This is a genomic window from Desulfovibrio sp. TomC (genome assembly GCF_000801335.2).
Classification (GTDB): Bacteria; Desulfobacterota; Desulfovibrionia; order Desulfovibrionales; family Desulfovibrionaceae; genus Solidesulfovibrio.
Window position 1 is genome coordinate 1 of record NZ_JSEH01000007.1, and the last position, 19,000, is coordinate 19,000.

General features: G+C 63.9%; 18 protein-coding genes. 5 read left to right on the forward strand and 13 right to left on the reverse strand.

Going from position 1 to position 19,000, the window contains the following annotated elements; translation table 11 throughout:
* The 5 genes from NY78_RS07955 to NY78_RS07975 form a co-directional block, all read right to left on the reverse strand.
* The coding region (locus NY78_RS07955) for a GDP-mannose 4,6-dehydratase (protein ID WP_043634119.1) at positions 1-959 on the reverse strand (959 nt) is incomplete at its 3' end.
* A 48-nt stretch (positions 960-1,007) separates the two neighbouring features.
* Positions 1,008-1,496: a Fur family transcriptional regulator gene (locus NY78_RS07960; protein WP_053062159.1), complete on the reverse strand. Its 489-nt coding sequence runs from the start codon at positions 1,494-1,496 to the stop codon at positions 1,008-1,010.
* A gap of 4 nt (positions 1,497-1,500) precedes the next feature.
* A complete protein-coding gene (locus NY78_RS07965; protein ID WP_043634120.1) occupies positions 1,501-2,316 on the reverse strand; it encodes a metal ABC transporter permease in 816 nt (271 codons plus the stop codon).
* The gene (locus NY78_RS07970) at positions 2,313-3,104 is read right to left on the reverse strand and encodes a metal ABC transporter ATP-binding protein (RefSeq protein ID WP_043634121.1); all 792 of its coding nucleotides are present in this window, start codon (positions 3,102-3,104) and stop codon (positions 2,313-2,315) included. Before NY78_RS07970 ends, NY78_RS07965 begins: the two co-directional genes overlap by 4 nt.
* A complete protein-coding gene (locus tag NY78_RS07975; protein ID WP_043634123.1) occupies positions 3,101-4,081 on the reverse strand; it encodes a metal ABC transporter solute-binding protein, Zn/Mn family in 981 nt (326 codons plus the stop codon). The genes NY78_RS07970 and NY78_RS07975 overlap by 4 nt, the downstream gene beginning before the upstream one ends.
* Before the next feature lie 140 nt (positions 4,082-4,221).
* Between NY78_RS07975 and NY78_RS07980 the strand changes: the two genes are divergently transcribed.
* The 4 genes from NY78_RS07980 (at position 4,222) to NY78_RS08000 (ending at position 8,785) form a co-directional block, all read left to right on the forward strand.
* Positions 4,222-4,728 (forward strand): hypothetical protein, encoded by a 507-nt coding sequence (locus NY78_RS07980; protein WP_043634126.1) that lies wholly within the window; start codon positions 4,222-4,224, stop codon positions 4,726-4,728.
* A gap of 9 nt (positions 4,729-4,737) precedes the next feature.
* Positions 4,738-5,874: an acyltransferase family protein gene (locus NY78_RS07985; RefSeq protein ID WP_082139922.1), complete on the forward strand. Its 1,137-nt coding sequence runs from the start codon at positions 4,738-4,740 to the stop codon at positions 5,872-5,874.
* 429 nt (positions 5,875-6,303) lie between these two features.
* Positions 6,304-7,182: a 4-hydroxy-tetrahydrodipicolinate synthase gene (gene dapA, locus NY78_RS07995; protein ID WP_043634132.1), complete on the forward strand. Its 879-nt coding sequence runs from the start codon at positions 6,304-6,306 to the stop codon at positions 7,180-7,182.
* A gap of 91 nt (positions 7,183-7,273) precedes the next feature.
* The gene (locus tag NY78_RS08000; protein ID WP_043634135.1) at positions 7,274-8,785 is read left to right on the forward strand and encodes an ATP-binding cassette domain-containing protein; all 1,512 of its coding nucleotides are present in this window, start codon (positions 7,274-7,276) and stop codon (positions 8,783-8,785) included.
* Here NY78_RS08000 and NY78_RS08005 read toward each other — a convergent pair.
* From NY78_RS08005 to NY78_RS08035, 7 genes are all read right to left on the reverse strand, one after another.
* Positions 8,751-9,638 (reverse strand): mechanosensitive ion channel domain-containing protein, encoded by an 888-nt coding sequence (locus NY78_RS08005; protein WP_043634138.1) that lies wholly within the window; start codon positions 9,636-9,638, stop codon positions 8,751-8,753. The two genes, NY78_RS08000 and NY78_RS08005, sit on opposite strands and share 35 nt — an antisense overlap.
* Positions 9,639-9,750: 112 nt before the next feature.
* Positions 9,751-10,347, reverse strand: coding sequence for an O-methyltransferase (locus tag NY78_RS08010; protein ID WP_043634141.1), 597 nt, complete (start codon positions 10,345-10,347; stop codon positions 9,751-9,753).
* A 33-nt stretch (positions 10,348-10,380) separates the two neighbouring features.
* Positions 10,381-10,827, reverse strand: a complete 447-nt coding sequence (locus NY78_RS08015) for a flagellar basal body-associated FliL family protein (protein ID WP_043634144.1) — start codon at positions 10,825-10,827, stop codon at positions 10,381-10,383.
* Between the two features lie 157 nt (positions 10,828-10,984).
* Positions 10,985-13,156: a malate synthase G gene (locus tag NY78_RS08020; protein ID WP_043634147.1), complete on the reverse strand. Its 2,172-nt coding sequence runs from the start codon at positions 13,154-13,156 to the stop codon at positions 10,985-10,987.
* A gap of 123 nt (positions 13,157-13,279) precedes the next feature.
* The gene (locus NY78_RS08025; RefSeq protein ID WP_043634149.1) at positions 13,280-13,900 is read right to left on the reverse strand and encodes a nitroreductase family protein; all 621 of its coding nucleotides are present in this window, start codon (positions 13,898-13,900) and stop codon (positions 13,280-13,282) included.
* Positions 13,901-14,053: 153 nt separating this feature from the next.
* Complete coding sequence (locus tag NY78_RS08030) at positions 14,054-14,812, reverse strand: TlyA family RNA methyltransferase (RefSeq protein ID WP_043634151.1); 759 nt, start codon at positions 14,810-14,812, stop codon at positions 14,054-14,056.
* Between the two features lie 75 nt (positions 14,813-14,887).
* Positions 14,888-16,225, reverse strand: coding sequence for a sigma-54 interaction domain-containing protein (locus NY78_RS08035; protein WP_043634154.1), 1,338 nt, complete (start codon positions 16,223-16,225; stop codon positions 14,888-14,890).
* Between the two features lie 229 nt (positions 16,226-16,454).
* On the opposite strand from NY78_RS08035, the gene NY78_RS08040 reads away from it, so the two are divergent.
* Complete coding sequence (locus NY78_RS08040) at positions 16,455-17,024, forward strand: hypothetical protein (protein ID WP_043634156.1); 570 nt, start codon at positions 16,455-16,457, stop codon at positions 17,022-17,024.
* Positions 17,025-17,536: 512 nt separating this feature from the next.
* Here the strand turns inward: NY78_RS08040 and thrC are convergent.
* Positions 17,537-18,988, reverse strand: a complete 1,452-nt coding sequence (gene thrC, locus NY78_RS08045; RefSeq protein ID WP_043634158.1) for a threonine synthase — start codon at positions 18,986-18,988, stop codon at positions 17,537-17,539.
* Positions 18,989-19,000 lie beyond the last annotated feature (12 nt).

A 19,000-nucleotide genomic window follows, 5' to 3' on the forward strand; every position in this document is an offset into this window, starting at 1 on the left:
AGGATCTCCTGTTGTTCGTGGACAGCCATGGCCCGGGCCACGTCAGCCGGGGACATGGTCGCCTTCCAGCCGAGATCGCGTTCGGCCTTGGCCGGATTGGCCCGGCTGACGGCGATGTCGGCGGGCCGGAAAAGTTCGGGATCGACAAGCACATGTTCACGCCAGTCGAGGCCAAGGGCGGCAAAGGCCTCGGCCACAAATTCGCGCAGGGTGATGGTGTGGCCGGTGGCGATGACGTAATCCTCGGGCGTGTCGCGCTGGAGCATGCGCCACATGGCCTCGACATACTGCGGGGCGTAGCCCCAGTCCCGGGCCACGTCGATGTTGCCCAGGCCAAGGGTCTCCCCGGAGCCGGCGGCAATGCGGGCGGCCGCAGCCACGATCTTGCGGGTGACGAAGCGCTTGGGCCGCAGCGGCGACTCGTGATTGAACAGGATGCCGTTGCAGGCATAGAGATTGTAGGCCTCGCGGTAGTTGCCCACCTCGAAATGGGCGGCGGCCTTGGCCACGGCATAGGGACTGCGCGGGGCAAAGGGGGTCAGTTCGGTGGCCGGCTCCCCGCCGGTGTCGCCGAAGCAGTCGCTGGAGGAGGCGTGGTACAGCCGGGCCGGCACGCCGAGAAAACGCACGGCTTCGAGCAGATTGAGCGTGCCCACGCCAATGGACATGAAGGTTTCCACGGGCTGGTCAAAGGACAGCCCGACCGAGGACTGGCCGGCCAGATGGTAGATCTCGTCGGGCTTGACCGTGTTCAGCACGGTCAGCACGCTGCGAAAGTCGGTCAGGGTCACGGAATGCACCGCCACCCGCTCCCGGATGCCCAGGGCGGCGAGGCTGCCAAGCGACGCCATCTGGGCGTCCCGGGACGTACCGGCCACCTCGTAGCCCTTCTCCAGCAGCAGTTGCGCCAGATAGGCTCCATCCTGGCCTGAAACGCCGAAAATGAGGGCTTGCTTCATAAATTTTGTGAAAGGCATCCAGGGAGCAGTATAGCGTGAACCGGGAATTTAGGAGTTTCCCGCGCCAACGTCAACAGCCGCGCCATCCGGGGAGGATTGTCGCCGACAACTGGCACACACGCCGTCGATACGCACTTCCACGGCCATCACGTCCATGGCCAGCATCGGCCCCAGGGCGGCCACATCCACCACCCCAAGAGCCGCCGGCAGGCACTCCATGCGGCCGCAACGCACGCAGTAGGCATGGCAGTGCGGCCGGTCGGAGAAGCCCGGCTCCAGGCAGTACCGCAACGCCCGATCGCCGGAACTGTGGCGTCTGGCCAGTCCTTTTTCCACAAACAGATCCAGAATGCGATAGAGCGTCACCTTGTTGGCCTGGTGCTGCCGACGAACAAGCGTAAGGATATCGCCGGCCGGCAGCGCCCGGCCCTCCCCGGCCAGCACCTCGGCTACGGCCAGCCGCAACGGCGTGGGGTCGATGCCGGCCCGCGTCAGCATGGTCTTGCCCCCGATTGTTCCCAGGTTGTCCATGCCCATACCGTCAGGCTCCCTGCCGCCGACGGGCAAGGCCCGGGGCCAGGGAAACAAAAAAGACCGTGGCCGCCACGGCAATGATGGCCGCGCCGGAAGTCAGATTGAATTGGTAGGCCAAAAGCAGACCGGACAAGCAGAAGACGGTATTGAGCAAGGAAGCCCAGACCATGGCCCGTCCGAGCGAGGCCGAGCGGCGGACAGCCAGACTCGGAGCCACTGACAAAAGCGCAATGATGAGAATAAGCCCGGCCACCCGAATAAGCAGTACCACCGCAACCGCAGCCAGGGCGGTCAGCAGACAGTGCAAAAAGCCCACCGGCACGCCGCGCACCGCGGCAAACTCCCGGTCAAAGGCCATGGCCACAAACCCATTGTAATGACGAAGCGTGGTTCCCAGAAGCACCACGTCCAGACCGGCCAGGGCGTAGAGGTCGGCCGTCGGCACGCTGATGATGCTGCCAAAGAGGTAGCTCATGAGATCGGGCTTATACCCCGGGGTCAGGTCGAGCAGAATGATGCCAAAGGCCATGCCGGCAGCCCACAGGACACCGATGACCGTGTCGGTATCCTCAATGTGGCGCAGGGTGATGGCGGCCATGGCCAGGGCGGCGGCCACGGTAAAAACCACGGTGACCGGCAGGACAGGGAGGGCCAGAAAATAGGCCAGCCCCACGCCGCCGTAAGCGGCATGGGCCGCGCCGCCGGCCAGAAAGACCATGCGGTTGGCGACCACCAGGGTGCCGACAATCCCGCAGCACACGGCAGCCAGCAACGCCGCCAGCAGGGCGTTTTGCATAAACGGCAGGGCCAGATCCTCAATCATCGCGTCTCCAACGGGGTCAGCCCGGCCAAATCAGGCGGCATGCGGCGCAAAAAGGCGTCCATGGGACAGGTGTGGCGGTGGATGCCATAGAGCAGGTCCATCATGTCCTGGTTGAGCCTCGGTTCAGGGGCATAGGCCATACGGCCGTTGACGCAGGCCACTGCCGTCACCCCGGCGGCCAGGATGCTCAAGTCGTGGCTGACCACCAGCGAAGTGACGCCCTCGCCGATGCGGGCCAGGACTTCGTAGAGACAGAACTTGCCCTGAGGATCGATATTGGCGGTCGGCTCGTCGAGAATGAGCAGCCCCGGATCGGCCACCAAGGCCCGGGCAATGAGCGTTCGCTGCTTCTGGCCGCCGGACAGTTCGCAAAACCGTCGATGGGCCTGCCCGACCATCTCCACCCGGGTAAGCGTTGCCTCAGCCCGGTCGATCTCCTCGGCCGTGTAGCGAAACCCGCGCCGTCCCGGGGACAGCAGCCCCATGAGCACCACCTCGCGCACCAGCACCGGCAGGTCCTTGCGCTCGGCCACGCCGTCCAGGCGCTGGGGCACATAGCCAATGCGAGCGCTCTGGCGGCCCGGGGCCTCGCCAAACACCCGGATAGTCCCGGTGGTCGGGGTCAGGATGCCAAGCAACAGCTTTAAAAGCGTGGTTTTGCCCCCGCCGTTGGGACCAAGGACCGCCAGACGCTGCCCGGCGGCAACGGCCAGGGTGATGCCCGAAAGCACCTCCTGGCCGTTGTAGGCAAAGGTCAGCTCACGAATATCGATGACCGGTTGCGTCACTTGGCCTCCGTTTGGCCGACAAGTCCCTGGTGAAGCGCCGTGGCTGCGCCGAGCAGGCCGGCCGGCCAGTCCTCGGCCAGAGGATCAAGGGACGCCGTCGCGCCGCCAATGCCCTTGGCAATGCTCGCCGCCTGGGTCGCACTCATTTGGGGTTGGACGAAAACGACCTTGACCCCGTCGGCCTTGGCCTCTTTGACCAGGGCAGCCAGGACCTTGGGTCCGGGTTCACGGCCAAGCTGCTCAATTGGCTCTTGGGTCAGGCCGTAGTCCCGGGCGAAATACCCCCAGGACGGGTGAAACACCATAAATTTATGTTCCCCGGCCGGCAGATCAGCAAAGATTTTTTTGATATCAGCGTCCAGGGCGTCGCACGCGGCGGCAAAACGGGCATAGCCGGCGGCATAGGCCGACGAGCCCTGGGGATCGGCCTGTATCAGGGCGTCGCGCATGGACGCGCCAATGACCTTGGCCAGCTGTGGCGACAGCCAGACATGGGGGTCTGGTTCGCCGTCATGATGCTCGTGCCCCTGGCCGGCCTCGGCCTTGTCGTGGCCGGCCTTTGCAGCGGCCCCGGCCGCATCGTGGTCCTTGCCGGCCTTGGCGTTGTCATGGCCATGTCCCTCGGCCTCATGGTCGTGGGCCGTCATGGGAATCTTCTCGATCCCGGCGTCGGTGTGGACAATGGCCATCTTTCCATTGACCGCTGCGAACCGGGGCAGCCAGGCGTCTTCGAAATCCATGCCCACGGCGAAATAAACGGCCGCCTTGGCCAGCTCCGCCAACTGTCGGGGTTTGGGCTCATAGGTGTGGGCGTCGGCCCCGGCGGGCACCATGACCACCACATCGGCCCGGTCCCCGGCGATCTGCCGCAGAAAATAGGCCTGGGGGGCAATACTGACCGCAGCCAGAAGTTTGGCCTGGGCCGGGCCGGCAGCCATGAAAAGCAATCCCAGGATCAAAAGGGTCACGCGTTGCATAGGTACAGCTCCTTGCCGTCGCTTGGGACGGCGCAGCCGGCAATGCAACAAAGTTGCACAACGAAGTCAAGCGCGCCTGTTCGCCGGGCCGGCATAATATCCTTGTCTTCTCCGGACAACCCTTCTACTCCTAGGCCTCCATGTCTGAGGTATCGTCCACCAAACTCTCCAGCCAGGGGTTCACGCGCCTGATCGGGACAGTGCTCGTCGTCCTGGCGGCCCTGGCCGTCTGGCATTATCTGGCCGTCTTTCGACCCTGGTACACGACCCAGCGCGCCGGCCTGTACCAGCAGCGCCAAAGCGACCTGGCCGCCATGCGCCAAGCCCTGGCCGCCTACCACGCCAAGTTCGGACGCTACCCGGCCACGCCCGGTTTTACCGGGGCCGTGACGGCCGCCGGGACCCGGACCAACGACTGGTTGCCGGGACTGGCCGGGGAATTTCTGCCCCAGCTGCCGCGCGATCCGGCCCAATCCAACGATCCCAACAAACAATACCTCTACTACTCCGACGGTACAGATTACAAACTCCTGGCCCATGGCTCCGGCGATTGCGCCCTGGCCCGCAAAGACCACCCCGAACTGGTCGATCCGGCCCGCAACTGCTGGGCTTATGGCTACTGGACTCCGGCTGCCGCCGCCTGGTGATTTGCCCGTATGCCCCACGCAGACACCTCTTCTTCGGCCATGGCCCGCCTGCGCAGCTTCCTTGCGGCCTTTGGCGACGTCTTCCAACTGCAGGCCTCACGCATCCCGGCCCTGGACGGCATTCGCGGCTGGGCCATTCTCATGGTGTTTAACGTCCATTTCTTCGCCCGCTACCAGCCGCAGTTCTATTTCACCGAACCGGACAGCCCCCCGTGGACCATGCTCACCATCCTCCACGCCGGCAGTTTCGGCGTGGATCTGTTTTTCTTTTTAAGCGGCCTGCTGGTGTACAAGAGCATCACGGCCAAGAAACCCGGTGCGCTGCACTTTCTCTACGACCGGTATCGCCGCCTGCTGCCGGTCATCATTTTCATCACCCTCTATGTGGCTGCCGACACAAAGCCCGCGCGCCTTTTTGACAATTTATTCTTTCTCAATATCTTCGATTTGCCGCCCATTCACTTTTTCACCTGGCCGCTGGTCTATGAGATGTATTTCTACGTCCTGTGTGCTGGCGTCTTCATTGCCTTGCGGCGTTTTCGACTCGTTTCGGGCTGGCCGTTTTTTTTCGTCCTGATCCTCGCCTGCGTCGTTTGCGAGTTTGCGTTTCACTTTCGCATTTCGTTCAGCCGATTTCTGGGATTTTTCTGGGGGGTGGCCCTGGCCCGGTTGCTTGGCACTGCCACCGGTCGCGATTTCCTCCAGCGCCTGCCCGGCTGGACCTGGATGCTTGGACTTGGCCTGTTCCTCTATTGCCGCTGGCTGTGGGGATCGGGTTATTTCATGGCTGCCGGGGGCAATGAACACGTCAAAAACCTGCTCTTTTTCGGGGCCGTCGATGCTTCGCTCTTTTGCATCGTCGCCTCGGCGCTGACCCGGGAATCGATCCTGACCCGGATTTTTTCCTTCCCGCCGCTGCGCTTTCTCGGCATCATCAGCTATTCCCTGTTCATGACCCATATGTTGTCCATGCAGATCGCCCAGAATGTGCTGGGCATTTCGGTCACCGGAGTCTGGTCCATGCTGGCCAACCACGCCGCCACCCTGGTTTTCGCTCTGGGACTGGCCATGTTTTCGTTTTACTATCTGGAGCGTCCGTACTTCGCGCGCCCGGCATCCCCCACCCCAATGGCCCCTCCTCGGTAACGGGGCCGTCAGGAGCAATCGCATGACGACTACGGCGATTCCCGGCTTGACCACCGGTCAAGCAGCCAATCTGCTTGCATTCTGAGTTCCCTGGCCTGCATCGGCTGCGGCTGGTGCTGTCTGTCGGACCCGTGCGTGGAGTCGCATATCCGGTATGGCTATCTGCCGCGCTGCCCGGATCTCTACTGGGATGATGGCACAGGCTGTTACCGCTGCCGGCTGGCGGAAGATCCCGAACACGGGGAGCGGTTCCGCTTTTTGCTCGGCGTCGGACATGGCTGTTGCGCCCCGCTCAACTCCTTCCGGAACAATCTTCGCTGCCGCGACGCGCCAGAGCCTCCCCGACACGCGTGTGACAATTTGCCGCACTTGCCGCCGCGCCAAAAACATTCTAGGAAATGACGGGGTTTCACTTCCAAGGAGGATCGTATGGAGTTTCGCGGCGCAATCACGGCGTTGGTGACGCCATTTCGAAACGGCGAAGTCGATGAAGAGGCATTTCGCGCGTTTATCGAATGGCAGATCGAGCAGGGCATCCACGGGCTTGTCCCCTGCGGTACGACAGGCGAATCCGCCACGCTGTCCCACGAGGAGCATAAACGGGTCATCCGCATCTGCGTCGACCAGGTCAAAGGCCGCGTGCCTGTCCTGGCTGGGGCCGGCTCCAACAATACCCGCGAGGCCATCGAGCTGACGCAAGACGCCAAGGATGCCAAGGCCGACGGCGCACTGCTCATTACGCCCTACTACAACAAACCCACCCAGGCCGGCCTGGTGGCCCATTTCAAGGCCATCGGCGAGCGGGTGGACATGCCCTTTATCGTCTACAACGTGCCGAGCCGCACCGCCGTCAACCTGCTGCCCGAGACCCTGGCCATTCTCAAAAAGGAAATCCGGCAGGTCATCGGCGTCAAGGAAGCCACGGGCGACCTCAATCAGGTATCGCGGGTGCTGGAATTTTGCGGCGAGGATTTCCAGGTCCTGTCCGGCGACGATTTCACGGCCCTGCCCACCATGGCTATCGGCGGACGCGGCGTCATCTCGGTCGTTTCCAACTTCGTGCCCAAGATGATGTCCGACATGTGCGAGGCGGTCTTTGCCGGCGACCTGACCGCAGCCAAGGCCCGACATTATGCGATGAGTCCGCTCTACCGGGCGGCCTTTATCGAAACCAACCCCGTGCCCGCCAAGGTCGCCCTGGACCTTATGGGCCGTTTCCCCTTTGAGGCGCGCCTGCCCCTGGTTCCCCTGGAGCCGGGCAACAAGGCCAAATTGCAAGCAGTCCTTACCGCCGCCGGCCTCATCTGAGCCGACCGGGTATGCCTTTCGCCACGGGCCTTCCAACCGGAAGGCCCGTCTGTTTTTGCCCACTCCGCAACCCAGCCGGAAAGCCACGCCCATGCCCATCAACCTTACTCATGCCAGCGTCACCCTTGGCGGCGTCAAAGCCCTGTCCGACATCTCGCTGACCCTCAACACCGGCGAGACGCTCCTGGTGCTCGGGGCCAACGGCTCGGGAAAATCGACCCTGCTTCGCCTCCTTCGCGGCGACATCTGGCCCGATGACGACGGCCGGGGCAGCCGGACCTACCGCTCCGGCGACGGTCCCGGCCGGGCCTCGCCCATTGGGCTGCGCCACCGTTTCGGCATCGTGTCCCCGGAAATCCAGCGGGCGACCAAACGCATCTGGGGCCATCTCGAAGCCCAGACCGTCATCCTGTCCGGTCCCCGCGACGCCATGTACGTCCAGGGCGGCCCTACTGCGGCCGAATCCGCCGTCCTCGCCGACGTTGTGGCCCGGCTCGGCATCGGCCACCTGCGCCATGCCGCCGTGGCGTCGCTTTCCAACGGCCAATTGCGGGCGGTGCTCCTGGCCCGGGCCTTGGCTTGCCGGCCGGCGGTCCTTTTTCTCGATGAATTTCTCGATGGACTCGACGCCGCCGCCACCGTGGCCGCCACCCGGGCCATGGCCGAAGCGGCCGCCGGCGGCGCGTCCATTGTCCTGACCAGCCACCAAGGCGACTCCCTGCCCCCAGGCGAGTCCCAGGGCATTGTTCTGGCCGGCGGCCGGCTTGTCCACGCCGGGACGGCCGCATCGGCCCGGGAGCACTGCCGCAAGACCCAGGCCTCCCAGGTCTCCGCCCGGAAGGTCGAACTGTCCGGGCGCCCGGAGACCGCGCCGGTCCTGGAAGATGCCGCCGGCTATCAGGGCCTGCCCCTGGTCGTCATCGAACACGCCTCGGTTTTTCTGGAACGCCGGGAGATCCTCCATGATGTCCATCTGACCGTGCCGCCCGGGGGACACCTGGCGGTGCTTGGCCCCAACGGATCGGGCAAATCCACGCTGTTTAAGCTCATCGCCGGGGAACACCATCCGGCCCTTGGCGGGCGGGTCAGCCGGCCGGGGCTGACTGCGCCCGAAGGATTGACCGATCTGCGCGACATTCGCCGGCGCATCGGCCTGGTGTCTTTTGAGCTGGAGGCCGACTACGACAAGGCCATTACCGCCCTGGAAGTGGTGGTATCCGGCATCCAGGCCAGCATTGGCCTGTATGCCGCGCCAACAGACAAGGAATTGGCGGCCGGGAAACGGTGGATGGAATTTTTCAGCGTGGCCGCTGTGGCGGACAGACAGCTTGGAGCGCTTTCCGCCGGCCAGACGCGACGGGTTTTTCTGGCCCGGGCCATGGTGGCCGAACCCCGGCTGTTGCTGCTCGACGAACCTTTCTCAGGCCTGGACGCGGCCTCGCGGCCGGTGGCAATGGCGGCTGTGTCGGCAGCCGCCCGCTCCGGGACGACGATCTTGTGCGCCGTGCACCATGCCGGCGACATCATCCCGGAAATCGAGACGATTGCCAGCCTGGACCAGGGGCGGCTCAGTCTCGATGCGACCGCTTGCCGGCGTTCTTAGTCCCGGCCTTGGCCACCACGACAATCTCGCCGGCTGCCTTGGCATTGGGAACGAACACCGTTTCCCCGGCCTCGGAGCGAATGGCCACGTAACAGCCGCCAATCCCCTCCACCCGGCCAGCAATACCGGCCAGCATCACCGCATCGCCGGGACGAAACGGCCGCAACACCCGCAACGTCAGCCCGGCAGCCAGATTCCCCAGCACGCCTTGCAAAACAAGCACCAGGGCCGCGACGAGGCCAACACCTCCGACAATACCCCAGACCGGCCAGCCCGGGGCAACCGGCGGCATCGGTCCGGCCTCCCGATCCCGGCGCGGATCGGCCTCGTTGGCCGGCGATGCCTGGGCTGCGGGTTTGGCTGGTTCGGGCTGGGCCGCGTCCCGGGGAGCCGGTGTAACGGCGGTCTTGGCCGGCCCATCGACGAGATCATGGGATTTGAGGCCGCCGCCAAGCGGCGGCGTGGCTTGTGGGGCCTTTTCGGGACGCAATTCGAGACCGCCGGCGGCCGGTGTCGACGACACGACGGCCGGCACGGCAACCGTTGGCGCAGCCGGCGCTTCGGTCCCGGGCTTGGTCGCGACAGGGATAATGATTTCCTTGCCCAGAGGCATCCGGGCAGGGTTGAGGCCCGGATTGGCCCGCAAAATGGCCGCCGCGGGCACGCCGTGACGAAGGGCCAGAAGATTGACCGTATCGCCGGCTTTGATGACATACTTGCCGGGACCGACAGCCAACACGATCACCGGGGCCGGCTCGCTCGGGCGCGAATGGCAGGGTCCGGCCTCGGCCGTCAGCAGACAGGCCGCAAGCACCAGGGTCAGGCCCAAAAACTTCGCAGCATCGCCGACCATGCTCACCTCCGGGAACCGCCGTGCCTTGGGCGCTGGCGGTCGGGGAAAGCTAGCACAGACCGTCTTGAAACGCCAAGGCCGGCCACGTGTTACGTTTTGAAAGTCCTGCGCTTCAGGCTCTGGTGCGTCGGGCCGTCAACACCCCGGAACCAATGGGAACCACCACGGCATCGAACCTGGGATCGGCCAGAATTCGCTCCGCCACGCCCGGAATCTCGGCGGCGTGGCTGATGACGTTATCGGCGGCCAACAGGCCCCCGGGAACAAGGCGGTCGGCCAAAAGTTCCACACATTGGGCCAGGACGTCGCGGTTGGCGTCAATAAAGGCAAAGGCCACGTTGTCCAGGCCGGCCACAATCTCCAGGGCGTCGCCGCAGACCAGTCGAACCACATCGGCCGTTCCTGTCGTCTCCAGCGTTTGCCGGGCCAGGGCCAGCTTGTCCGGGTCGCGGTCGATGGAGGTCAGCACGCCGCCCCGCTCCCGGCAGGCCAGCGACAGCCATAGGGCGGAATAGCCGGCGCTGGTCCCCACTTCGACCATCTGTCCGGCCGGGGCGCTGGCGGCCAGGATGGCCAGATACCGCCCGGTATCCGGCGGAATCTGGCGCAGCCGCCGGCCATGGGGCGTGCCGTCGGCGCGGTCAGCCGCGTCAATGGCTTCCAGTTCGGCCATGCGGGCCAGCATGGTCGGCGTCAGATCATGAAACATATACCCTCCCGGGGACCGCAACGGTCGCGCGCGTTATTGAAAAACAAACTCGGAAAAATAGAGGTTTTTCACCTTGCCCGCGCCAGCGTATTTGGAAAACAGGTCAATAAGTTCCTTGCGCAAAATCATCTTGCCGGAATTGCCCAGCAGGTCATCCGCCACCTTGCTCGACAGCAGGAGAATGAGGTCTTCCTTGGCATCGGCCTTGACCAGCCGTTCGGCCGCCTCGTTGTCCCCGCACTCGACGATCATGCTCAGACGGAAAAACCGATAGCCCTTGTTGCTGAGGATGTTGACCACCAGCGGGCCGATGGTGATAACGCCGTTTTCGGCTTTGCCCGCTTCTTTCTTTTCACCTTTCTCCTTTTTCTTGGACTCCCCGCCGCCGTGCCCGCCTTCATCAGAGGAAGCCTGTACGGAAATGGGGCAGGCCAAGGAAACGATCAGGAGAAACACCATCAGTTGCATCAAACGCCGCATCAACGATCTCCTTGCCCGCCGGGCCAGGCACAGCGAGTGTTTTCCCCGTAGGCCAGACACGGCAGCATCGGTTGCAGCCGTGTCGCGTCCACGAATTGTGTTTCCGTAACCGCTCAGCCTGAGCGTCGGAAACAGTGATCAGGCCGGGAATGCCCCACTAGGCCCGGGCCTTGGCCTGACGACGCCTCGCGGTCAAAATGGGTTCGGTATAGCCGTTTGGCTGCGCCCTGCCGGCTACAATCAGCTCCTTGGCGGCTGTAAAGGCCAGGGAAGAAGCGAAATCCGGGGCCATGGGACGGTACGCCGGGTCCAGGGCGTTTTGGCGATCAACCACCGCCGCCATGCGTTCCAGGACGGAGAGCACCTCAGCTTCGGTGCAGATCCCGTGACGCAGCCAGTTGGCGATGTGCTGGCTTGAGATGCGAAGCGTGGCCCGGTCTTCCATCAGCCCGACATCAGCCAGATCCGGCACCTTGGAACAACCGATGCCCTGGTCCACCCAGCGCGACACGTAGCCGAGAATGCTCTGGCAGTTGGTCTCCAATTCCCGGGTCACCGCCTCCCGGGTCGGGGGGGAGTCGCCAAGCAACGGCAAGGTGAGCAGCACCTCGCGCGCAGCCCGCATGCGGCCGGCCAGTTCACGCTGGCGGGCAAAGACGTCCACGGCATGGTAGTGCATGGCGTGGAGCGTGGCCGCCGTCGGCGAGGGCACCCAGGCGCAGTTGGCCCCGGCCCGGGGATGATCGATCTTGGCCGCCACCATCTCGGCCATCTGGTCCGGCTTGGCCCACATGCCCTTGCCGATTTGGGCTTTGCCGGAAAAGCCGCAAGCCAGCCCCACATCCACGTTGCCGTCCTCATAGGCGGCCATCCAGGGCTGGGAACGCATGTCGTTTTTGCCGACCACCGGCCCGGCTTCCATGACGGTGTGAATCTCGTCGCCCGTGCGGTCGAGAAAACCGGTATTGATAAAGATGATGCGGTCCCTGGCCGCGCGCACGCATTCCTTGAGATTGAGCGACGTGCGCCGCTCTTCGTCCATGACGCCGATTTTAAGGGTCAGCGGCGGAAGGCCAAGGACCTGTTCCACCCGGGCAAAAAGCGCGCAGGCAAAGGCCACTTCCTCCGGCCCGTGCATCTTGGGCTTGACGATGTAGACGCTGCCGGCCCGGGAATTTCGTTTTGCGCCAAGTCCTCGCTGGTCATGCAGGCCGACCAGACCGGTGACCATGGCGTCGAGCATCCCTTCGGGGATCGCCTCCCCCTCGGCGTCCAGAACCGCGTCGGTGGTCATCAGGTGCCCGACGTTTCGCACGAGCATAAGACTGCGTCCGGGCAGAGAGTGCGCCGCGCCGTCCGGGGCGGTATAGGTCCGGTCCTCGGCCAACCCGCGCGATACGGACCGTCCGCCCTTGTCAAAGGAAGTCGTCAGTTCGCCCCGAAACAGCCCGAGCAGGTTGTGGTAGGCCAGGGCCTTGTCCGGGCCGTCCACCACGGCCACGGAATCCTCGCAATCGAGAATAGTGGTGAGCGCCGCTTCCAGGACCACGTCTTTGAGTCCTGACGGGCTGGCCGCACCGACCGGATGGGCGCGGTCGAACAGGAGTTCAATATGCAGGCCGTTTTTGACCAGACAGACCGAGGTCGGGGCCTGGGTTGGGCCGGTGTAGCCGACAAGCTGGTCGAGCCGGGCCAGACCGGTCATCTGGCCGGCGGCAAAGGTCACGGTCAGCACACCGTCGAGAATGGCATAGCCGGTCACGTCGGCGTGGCGGCCAAAGGCCAGCGGCGTGGCCATGTCCAGGAAGGCGGCGGCGTAGGCCACGACCGCCGCGCCGCGCACCGGGTTGTATCCAGGCCCCTTGGTAGCGCCATCGGTTTGGGGGATCACGTCGGTGCCGTACAGGGCGTCGTAAAGGCTGCCCCAACGGGAGTTGGCGGCGTTTATGGCGTAGCGGGCGTTGGTGATGGGGACCACGAGCTGGGGACCGGCAACGGCGGCAATCTCCGGGTCCACGCCGGCCGTTTCAATGGCGAAATCCGGGCCTTCGGGGAGCAGGTAGCCGATGCCGGCCAAAAAGCACTCGTAGGCTTCGGAATCATGGGGCTGGCCGCGCCGTTCGTTGTGCCAGACGTCAATGGCGGCCTGCATGACATCGCGCTTGGCGAGGAGTTCACGATTTTTCGGGCCAAGATCCGCGACGAGGGCGGCCAGACCGGTGAAAAAGACTTCGGCGTCAAGGCCGGTTGCGGGCAGGATTTCGCCCACAATGACGTCATGGAGCGTTTTTTCGACGGACAGGCCGGCAATGGCGATACGCTGCGACATGGGGCACTCCTTGCAACTTCCGGTGCTTCCCGCCAGGCGGGCAGATTTCCGGCAGTGTACGAGATTTGCCAGGGAGTGCAACGGTGGACCGGCTCGGACCGGCCCACCGGCTGCCATGCTGCACTATTTGCTCACGATCTCTTCCAGGCTCTTGCGCTTTCTGGGATAGACCACCGGTTCGTCCGGCCGGCCGACAGCCAGCAGGTTGACGATGCGCCAGCCGTCCGGGAGGCCAAGGCGCGCCTTGATGTTAGCCTCGACAAACATGCCGATCCAGCAGGAGCCAAGGCCCATCTCCACGGCCCGCAGCATCATAAACGACACGGCCAGCCCCACGTTCATGGCGCAGGCCCCGAACTTGGCCGCCTCGGTGGCGGCGGCTTCCCGGGCCACGTAGGCGTCGATGCCGTCCATGGGCTCGCCGTCGATAATCTTGTTGTCGCGGTAGAAAAAGGCGGCCGACTGGGAATCCTTGACGTAGTGCTCAAGATCGGCGCAGCAGACAATAATGGCCGGGGCGGCGGACAACCAGCCCTGCTTGCGGGTGGCTTCCGAGGTGCCAAACCAGGCTAGATCGGCCGGATCAGTCACAACTTTGAAGCGCCAGGGCTGGGAATTGAGACTGGAGGGGGCGTTGCGGCCGGCTTCCAGCAGTTCGAAAATCTCCGCTTCGGTCAGCGGTTCCTTGGTAAAGGCGCGCACGCTGTGGCGCGCGGCAATGGCATCCTTGACGGTCATGGACATGATGGCGACTCCTTTGGTTCTATCGAAGGCGCGGTTGACGCGGATTCCGGACCGGTCGGTCCAACCGGGGAGAACTGAAGCCTGTGTCGCAAGGATCGCAATTTCCCGCAAGGCCGCAAGCGATTGCTTTCCCAAAAGTCCTTCACTATCGGCTTACCCACCAGCCAGCGCAAACACCGCCAAATATTCCTGATTGCCTTTCGGCCCCTTGACCTTGGACGGGACCACGCCGCGAAGGACGAGGCCCAGTTGGTCACGGGCAAAGGCCGTCACCATGTCCACGGCTTCCCGCTGGTGGGCTACGTCGCGCACCACGCCGCCCTTGGCGATCTTGTCCGGCGAGACCTCGAACTGCGGCTTGACCAGGGCCACGACCAGGCCGCCCGGGCGTAATAAGGGCAAACACGACGGCAACACCTTGGTCAGCGAGATAAAGGAAACATCAGCCACGATGAGGTCCACCGGCTCCGGCAGCAGGTCAGGCGGCGCATGGCGCAGGTTGACGTTTTCCATGGACACGACCCGGGGATCGGCCCGCAGCTTTTCATGCAGCTGGGCCGTGCCCACATCCACGGCATAGACGCGCACCGCACCGTGCTGGAGCAGGCAGTCCGTGAACCCGCCTGTGGAGGCCCCGGCATCCAGGGCCGTCATCCCGGCGACATCCAGACCAAAGGCCTCAAGGGCCGTCTCAAGCTTGCCGCCGCCCCGGCTGACGTAGCGGTCCCCCTGCTCCAGCCGAAAGACCGTGCCGGCCGCAAACATCCGCCCCGGCTTGTCCACCACCGTCTCCCGGCCTTTTTCAAGGACGCGCACCAGACCGGCCATGATAAGGCGCATGGCCCGCTTCTGGTCCTCGGCCAGTCCGAGTTCGTACACGAGTTGATCGGCCCGGGCCTTCAGTTTGGCCATGGCCTCTCCCCTGCCTTCGCGGTTGCCAGCATCAGAGGCAGCATTTTTCGTCCACCAGACAGACCAAAAGACGCATTAGTCGTCCTCGTCGCGCCGCCCCAGGATGCGGCGCAAGGTATCCTTGGAAATCCCCAGTTCACGGCAGGCGGCATTGCGATTGCCGCCATGGCGTTCCACGGCCTCCCGGGCCGCATGCAATCGGATTTCGGTCATGGTCCGCGCGCCCCGGGCCGGGCAAGCCCCGGATTCGCCGCGCAGATGCTCGGGCAGATGACACAACTCGATGGCTTTGCCCTGACAGAGTATGGCTGCGTATTCAATGATATTTTCAAGTTCGCGGATGTTGCCGGGATAGTCGTGGGCCATGAGCCGGGCCATGGCTTCGGGAGCAACGGTCTCGATGTTTTTACTGACCGCCATGCGACAGCGCCCCAGCAGGCGTTCGATCAAAAGCGGCACATCGTCAAGCCGCTGGCGCAGGGCCGGGATGCGGATGACCACCACATTCAGGCGATAATAGAGGTCCTGGCGAAACGTGCCCTCAGCCACCATGCGGCCAAGATCACGGTTGGTGGCGGCCACCACCCGCACGTCGGCCGGGATGGTCTCGACGCCGCCAAGCGGTTCAAAAGCGCGTTCCTGCAGGGCGCGCAGGATCTTGGCCTGCATGGCGTAGGGCAAATCGCCGATTTCATCGAGAAACAGCGTGCCGGCCTCGGCCAGGGCGAACCGGCCGGGCTTATCCCGGCGGGCATCGGTAAACGCCCCGGATTTATAGCCAAAAAGCTCAGACTCCATGAGCTGCTCCGGCAAAGCGCCGCTGTTGACGGCCACAAAGGGTCCGGCGTTTCGCTGGGAGAGCTTGTGGATGGCCCGGGCAAAAAGCTCCTTGCCCGTGCCGGACTCGCCAAGGAGCAGGACGGTTGAGTCACTCTGGGCAATTTGCGGCAACATGCGCACAATTTCAGAGAGTTGCGGATCACGGGTGCCAAAATCGTCCAGCGGTTGGAGACCGGCCAGACGACTGACAAAGCCCCCGCCGGACAGGTCTCGAAAGACCTGCACCCCGCCGATGACCGTCCCGCCCATGGCCCAGATGGGGGCGGCGCTGATGCTGACGGGCACATCGGGGCAGCTCGTGCGTTTGAGCGTCACAATGCGGTTGGCGATGGGCTTGGCTTCGTCCATGCTCTGACGCAACACGCAGACATTGCGGCAATTTTTAACGCCAAACACCTCACGGCAGGTGCGGCCCACGGCCTCGGCCGGGGCGCAACGGGCGATCTCGGCAGCAGCCAGATTGCAGTAGCGCACGATAAAATCCCGGTCCACGGCAAACACGGCATCGGCCACGTTCTCCAGGGCAAAGGCACTGGCTTCATCGCCGGGAAAGGGGTCATGGGGTCGTTTCATGGAATTGTGCTCCGAGCCAGGGTCGCGCGGGTGGAGTGTGCTTCGGATGCCCTGGCCGGGTCAACCGTATCGGACGCAAAAATCGTCCCCAGAAACCCAGATACACGAGTCTGAAGAGATATCTTGCTTGAATAACTTACAAAAATATTCGGCACGAAAAGTGCTTTTTTTCTCAATCAAACGGGAGCCCAATGCAATCCCCAGAATCCAACTCCCAAGGAGATTTTATATGAACCTGACCCTGACCATCACCGGTTCTTGCTGTGATCTGGCCTTGCATCCAGTCAGTGCGGAAACTGCAGCTCGCGTCTGCACCCTTGGCGAGGACCTCTACAAGACCAATTCCATTGAATGGTGGCGGGCCAACAGCAACAACACCTGCGGCATGCGCCTGACGGCCGATGCACGCATTGAAGCCACTCTGGGCGACGCGCCCGTGGCTCTCGACGTCAACCGCATCGCCACCTCGGCGGCCATGCTCACCCAGCGTGCCTTTTTGGAAACCCCGGAGAAGGATCTGTGCCTGCTCGGCTACGACGACGAAGCCTGTTCCCGGACCTGGACCTGGCACAACGTCACCGCGTATGATGCCGCCCTGTTTGAATTTTTCGTCCAGCGCTGGGACGGCGTCCTTGGAGTGCGGGACTACCTGGTCATCGACGATATCTGTTACGACGGCCGTCCGGCCGATGTCGCCGAGTGGGGCCAGAGTCAGGGCTTTACCTTCATGACGCCGCAGGTTGTCCGGGCTGATGTCGTCCGCGCCCAGTTGGCTCCGATTGTCAGCCGGGCCGCCTAAGACGCCGCTGCGTCAACAACAGTGTTCTTGCCCGGGAGGGCGATGCCCTCCCCCTCCCGGCCCGCCGACCCGTTCCTGCCATGTTCCCGGTCCAAGCAATGCTGCCGCCGGTCTGGAGAAGGTCCCCCTCCAGACCGGCGGTCTTTTGTAGCGGAAGCTGGCCGACGACGGCCGGGGAGCAAGATGAAAGATGGGCCTCCGGCGGTCGGAATGAAAGACGGAAGAGGCCTCCGGCGGGCAAGGGAAGAAGCCCTCGGCGGCTGGGGGAGGAAGCCCCCGGCCGCCGGCAAAGGGGACAGTTTTTCCAAGGGGTACTTGGACTGGCCGATAAGCCGGACGGCGCTGGATCGGGACAAACAGGCCTTTGCCCCAGAGAGGAACCACCGTTGCTTCGCCGGCCGGGGGACAAGTCCCCCGGCCGGCGGCAAAGACGGAACTGTTTGCAACAGGTGGGTTATCCATGCGTGGGATCCACCCGACCGGGGGAGGCTGTGCGGCGCGCGGCCAAAAAACTATTTCCGGGTCAGCCCCAGAGAGGCCACAATGGCCTCGGCCGCCTTGGCCGTATAGGCTTCGGGGGTCAGGGCCGCCTTGTCGGACTCGGTGAGAATCGCCCGGGGCCGGTTGACGTATTTGGCGTCGGAAGTCACGCCGTATTCGGCCGGGAAGCTGTCCTCGAAATACATCTGCTGGAAGCCGATGAATTTGAGGTGATGGGCCGTGGCGTCCAGGATCGAGACTTCCGAGGCCTCGACCAACCCCTGCTCCCGGGCCTTGATAAGGCCGGCCAGACACTCGCCGCCCTGAGTGCAGCTGATGTGCCCGTGGCGGTTGGCCAGGAGCATCCCTTCGACAATGGCCTGCTCGGTCACCTGGATCACCTGGAAGCTGCCGGGACCGCCGATTTTTTCGTATTCCTTGGCAAAATGGGCCACCCTGGGAAACGAGACCGGATTGCCGATCATGGCCGCCTGGGCCGCGCTCGGGGTCACGGCCACCGGCTCGAAATGCCGTTTGGCCGGGTCGGCTTCGTCGTAATACTGGAAGACCGGGTCGGCGTGATGGGACTGCACCCCGAAAATGCGCGGCAGGGAGCGGATGATGCCGAGCTTTTTGAGTTTCAAAAAGCCGCCCATGATGGCTGTCACGTTGCCGGCGTTGCCGATGGGCACGAACACGCATTTGCGGTAGGTGTCCCAGCCAAACCACTGGGCCACTTCAAAGGCGTAGGATTCCTGGCCGAGGATGCGCCAGGCGTTTTTGGAATTGAGCAGGGCCACCCGGTAGTTGTCGGCCAGAAGCTCGACCACCTTCATGCAGTCGTCAAAGACCCCGGGCACCTCGATGACGGTGGCGCCGCTGCCCAGCGGCTGGGCCAGCTGCTGCGGCGTCACCTTGCCCTTGGGCAGGATCACCACCGACTTGATGGGACCGCCCACATAGGCGGCATAGAGCGCAGCGGCAGCCGAGGTGTCGCCGGTCGAAGCGCACACCGTCAGCACCGAATCCCAGCCGTTGACCCGGACCAAGTGCTTTAAATAACTGAATGCACAGGCCATGCCCCGGTCCTTGAAGGAGGCGCTGGGGTTTTGGCCGTCGTTTTTGTAGTAAAACGGCGCGCCGACCAGCTCGGTCAGGGCGTCATTGGCCGCCACGATGGGAGTGTGGCCCTCGCCAAGGTAGACAATGTCTTCCTCGTCCATGACCGGGGCCATGAGTTCGTAAAAGCGCAAAACGCCGCGAAGGGCCGTCACCCGGGTGGAGGCGCGCTTGTCAAAGAGTCCCTGCCAGTAGCTGGCCGGATATTCGAGCAGGCTGTCAAAGGAAGTGTCTTCCAGAATGAACACCCCGCCGCAATGGGGGCAGGTGTAGTAAAGCTCGTGAATGTCGAACCGGGCCTGACAGCCCAGGCAGACATATTCCATCGTACCCCGGTATTTGGGGAAATCGCTGACCGTAATCATGCCGCTTCCTTT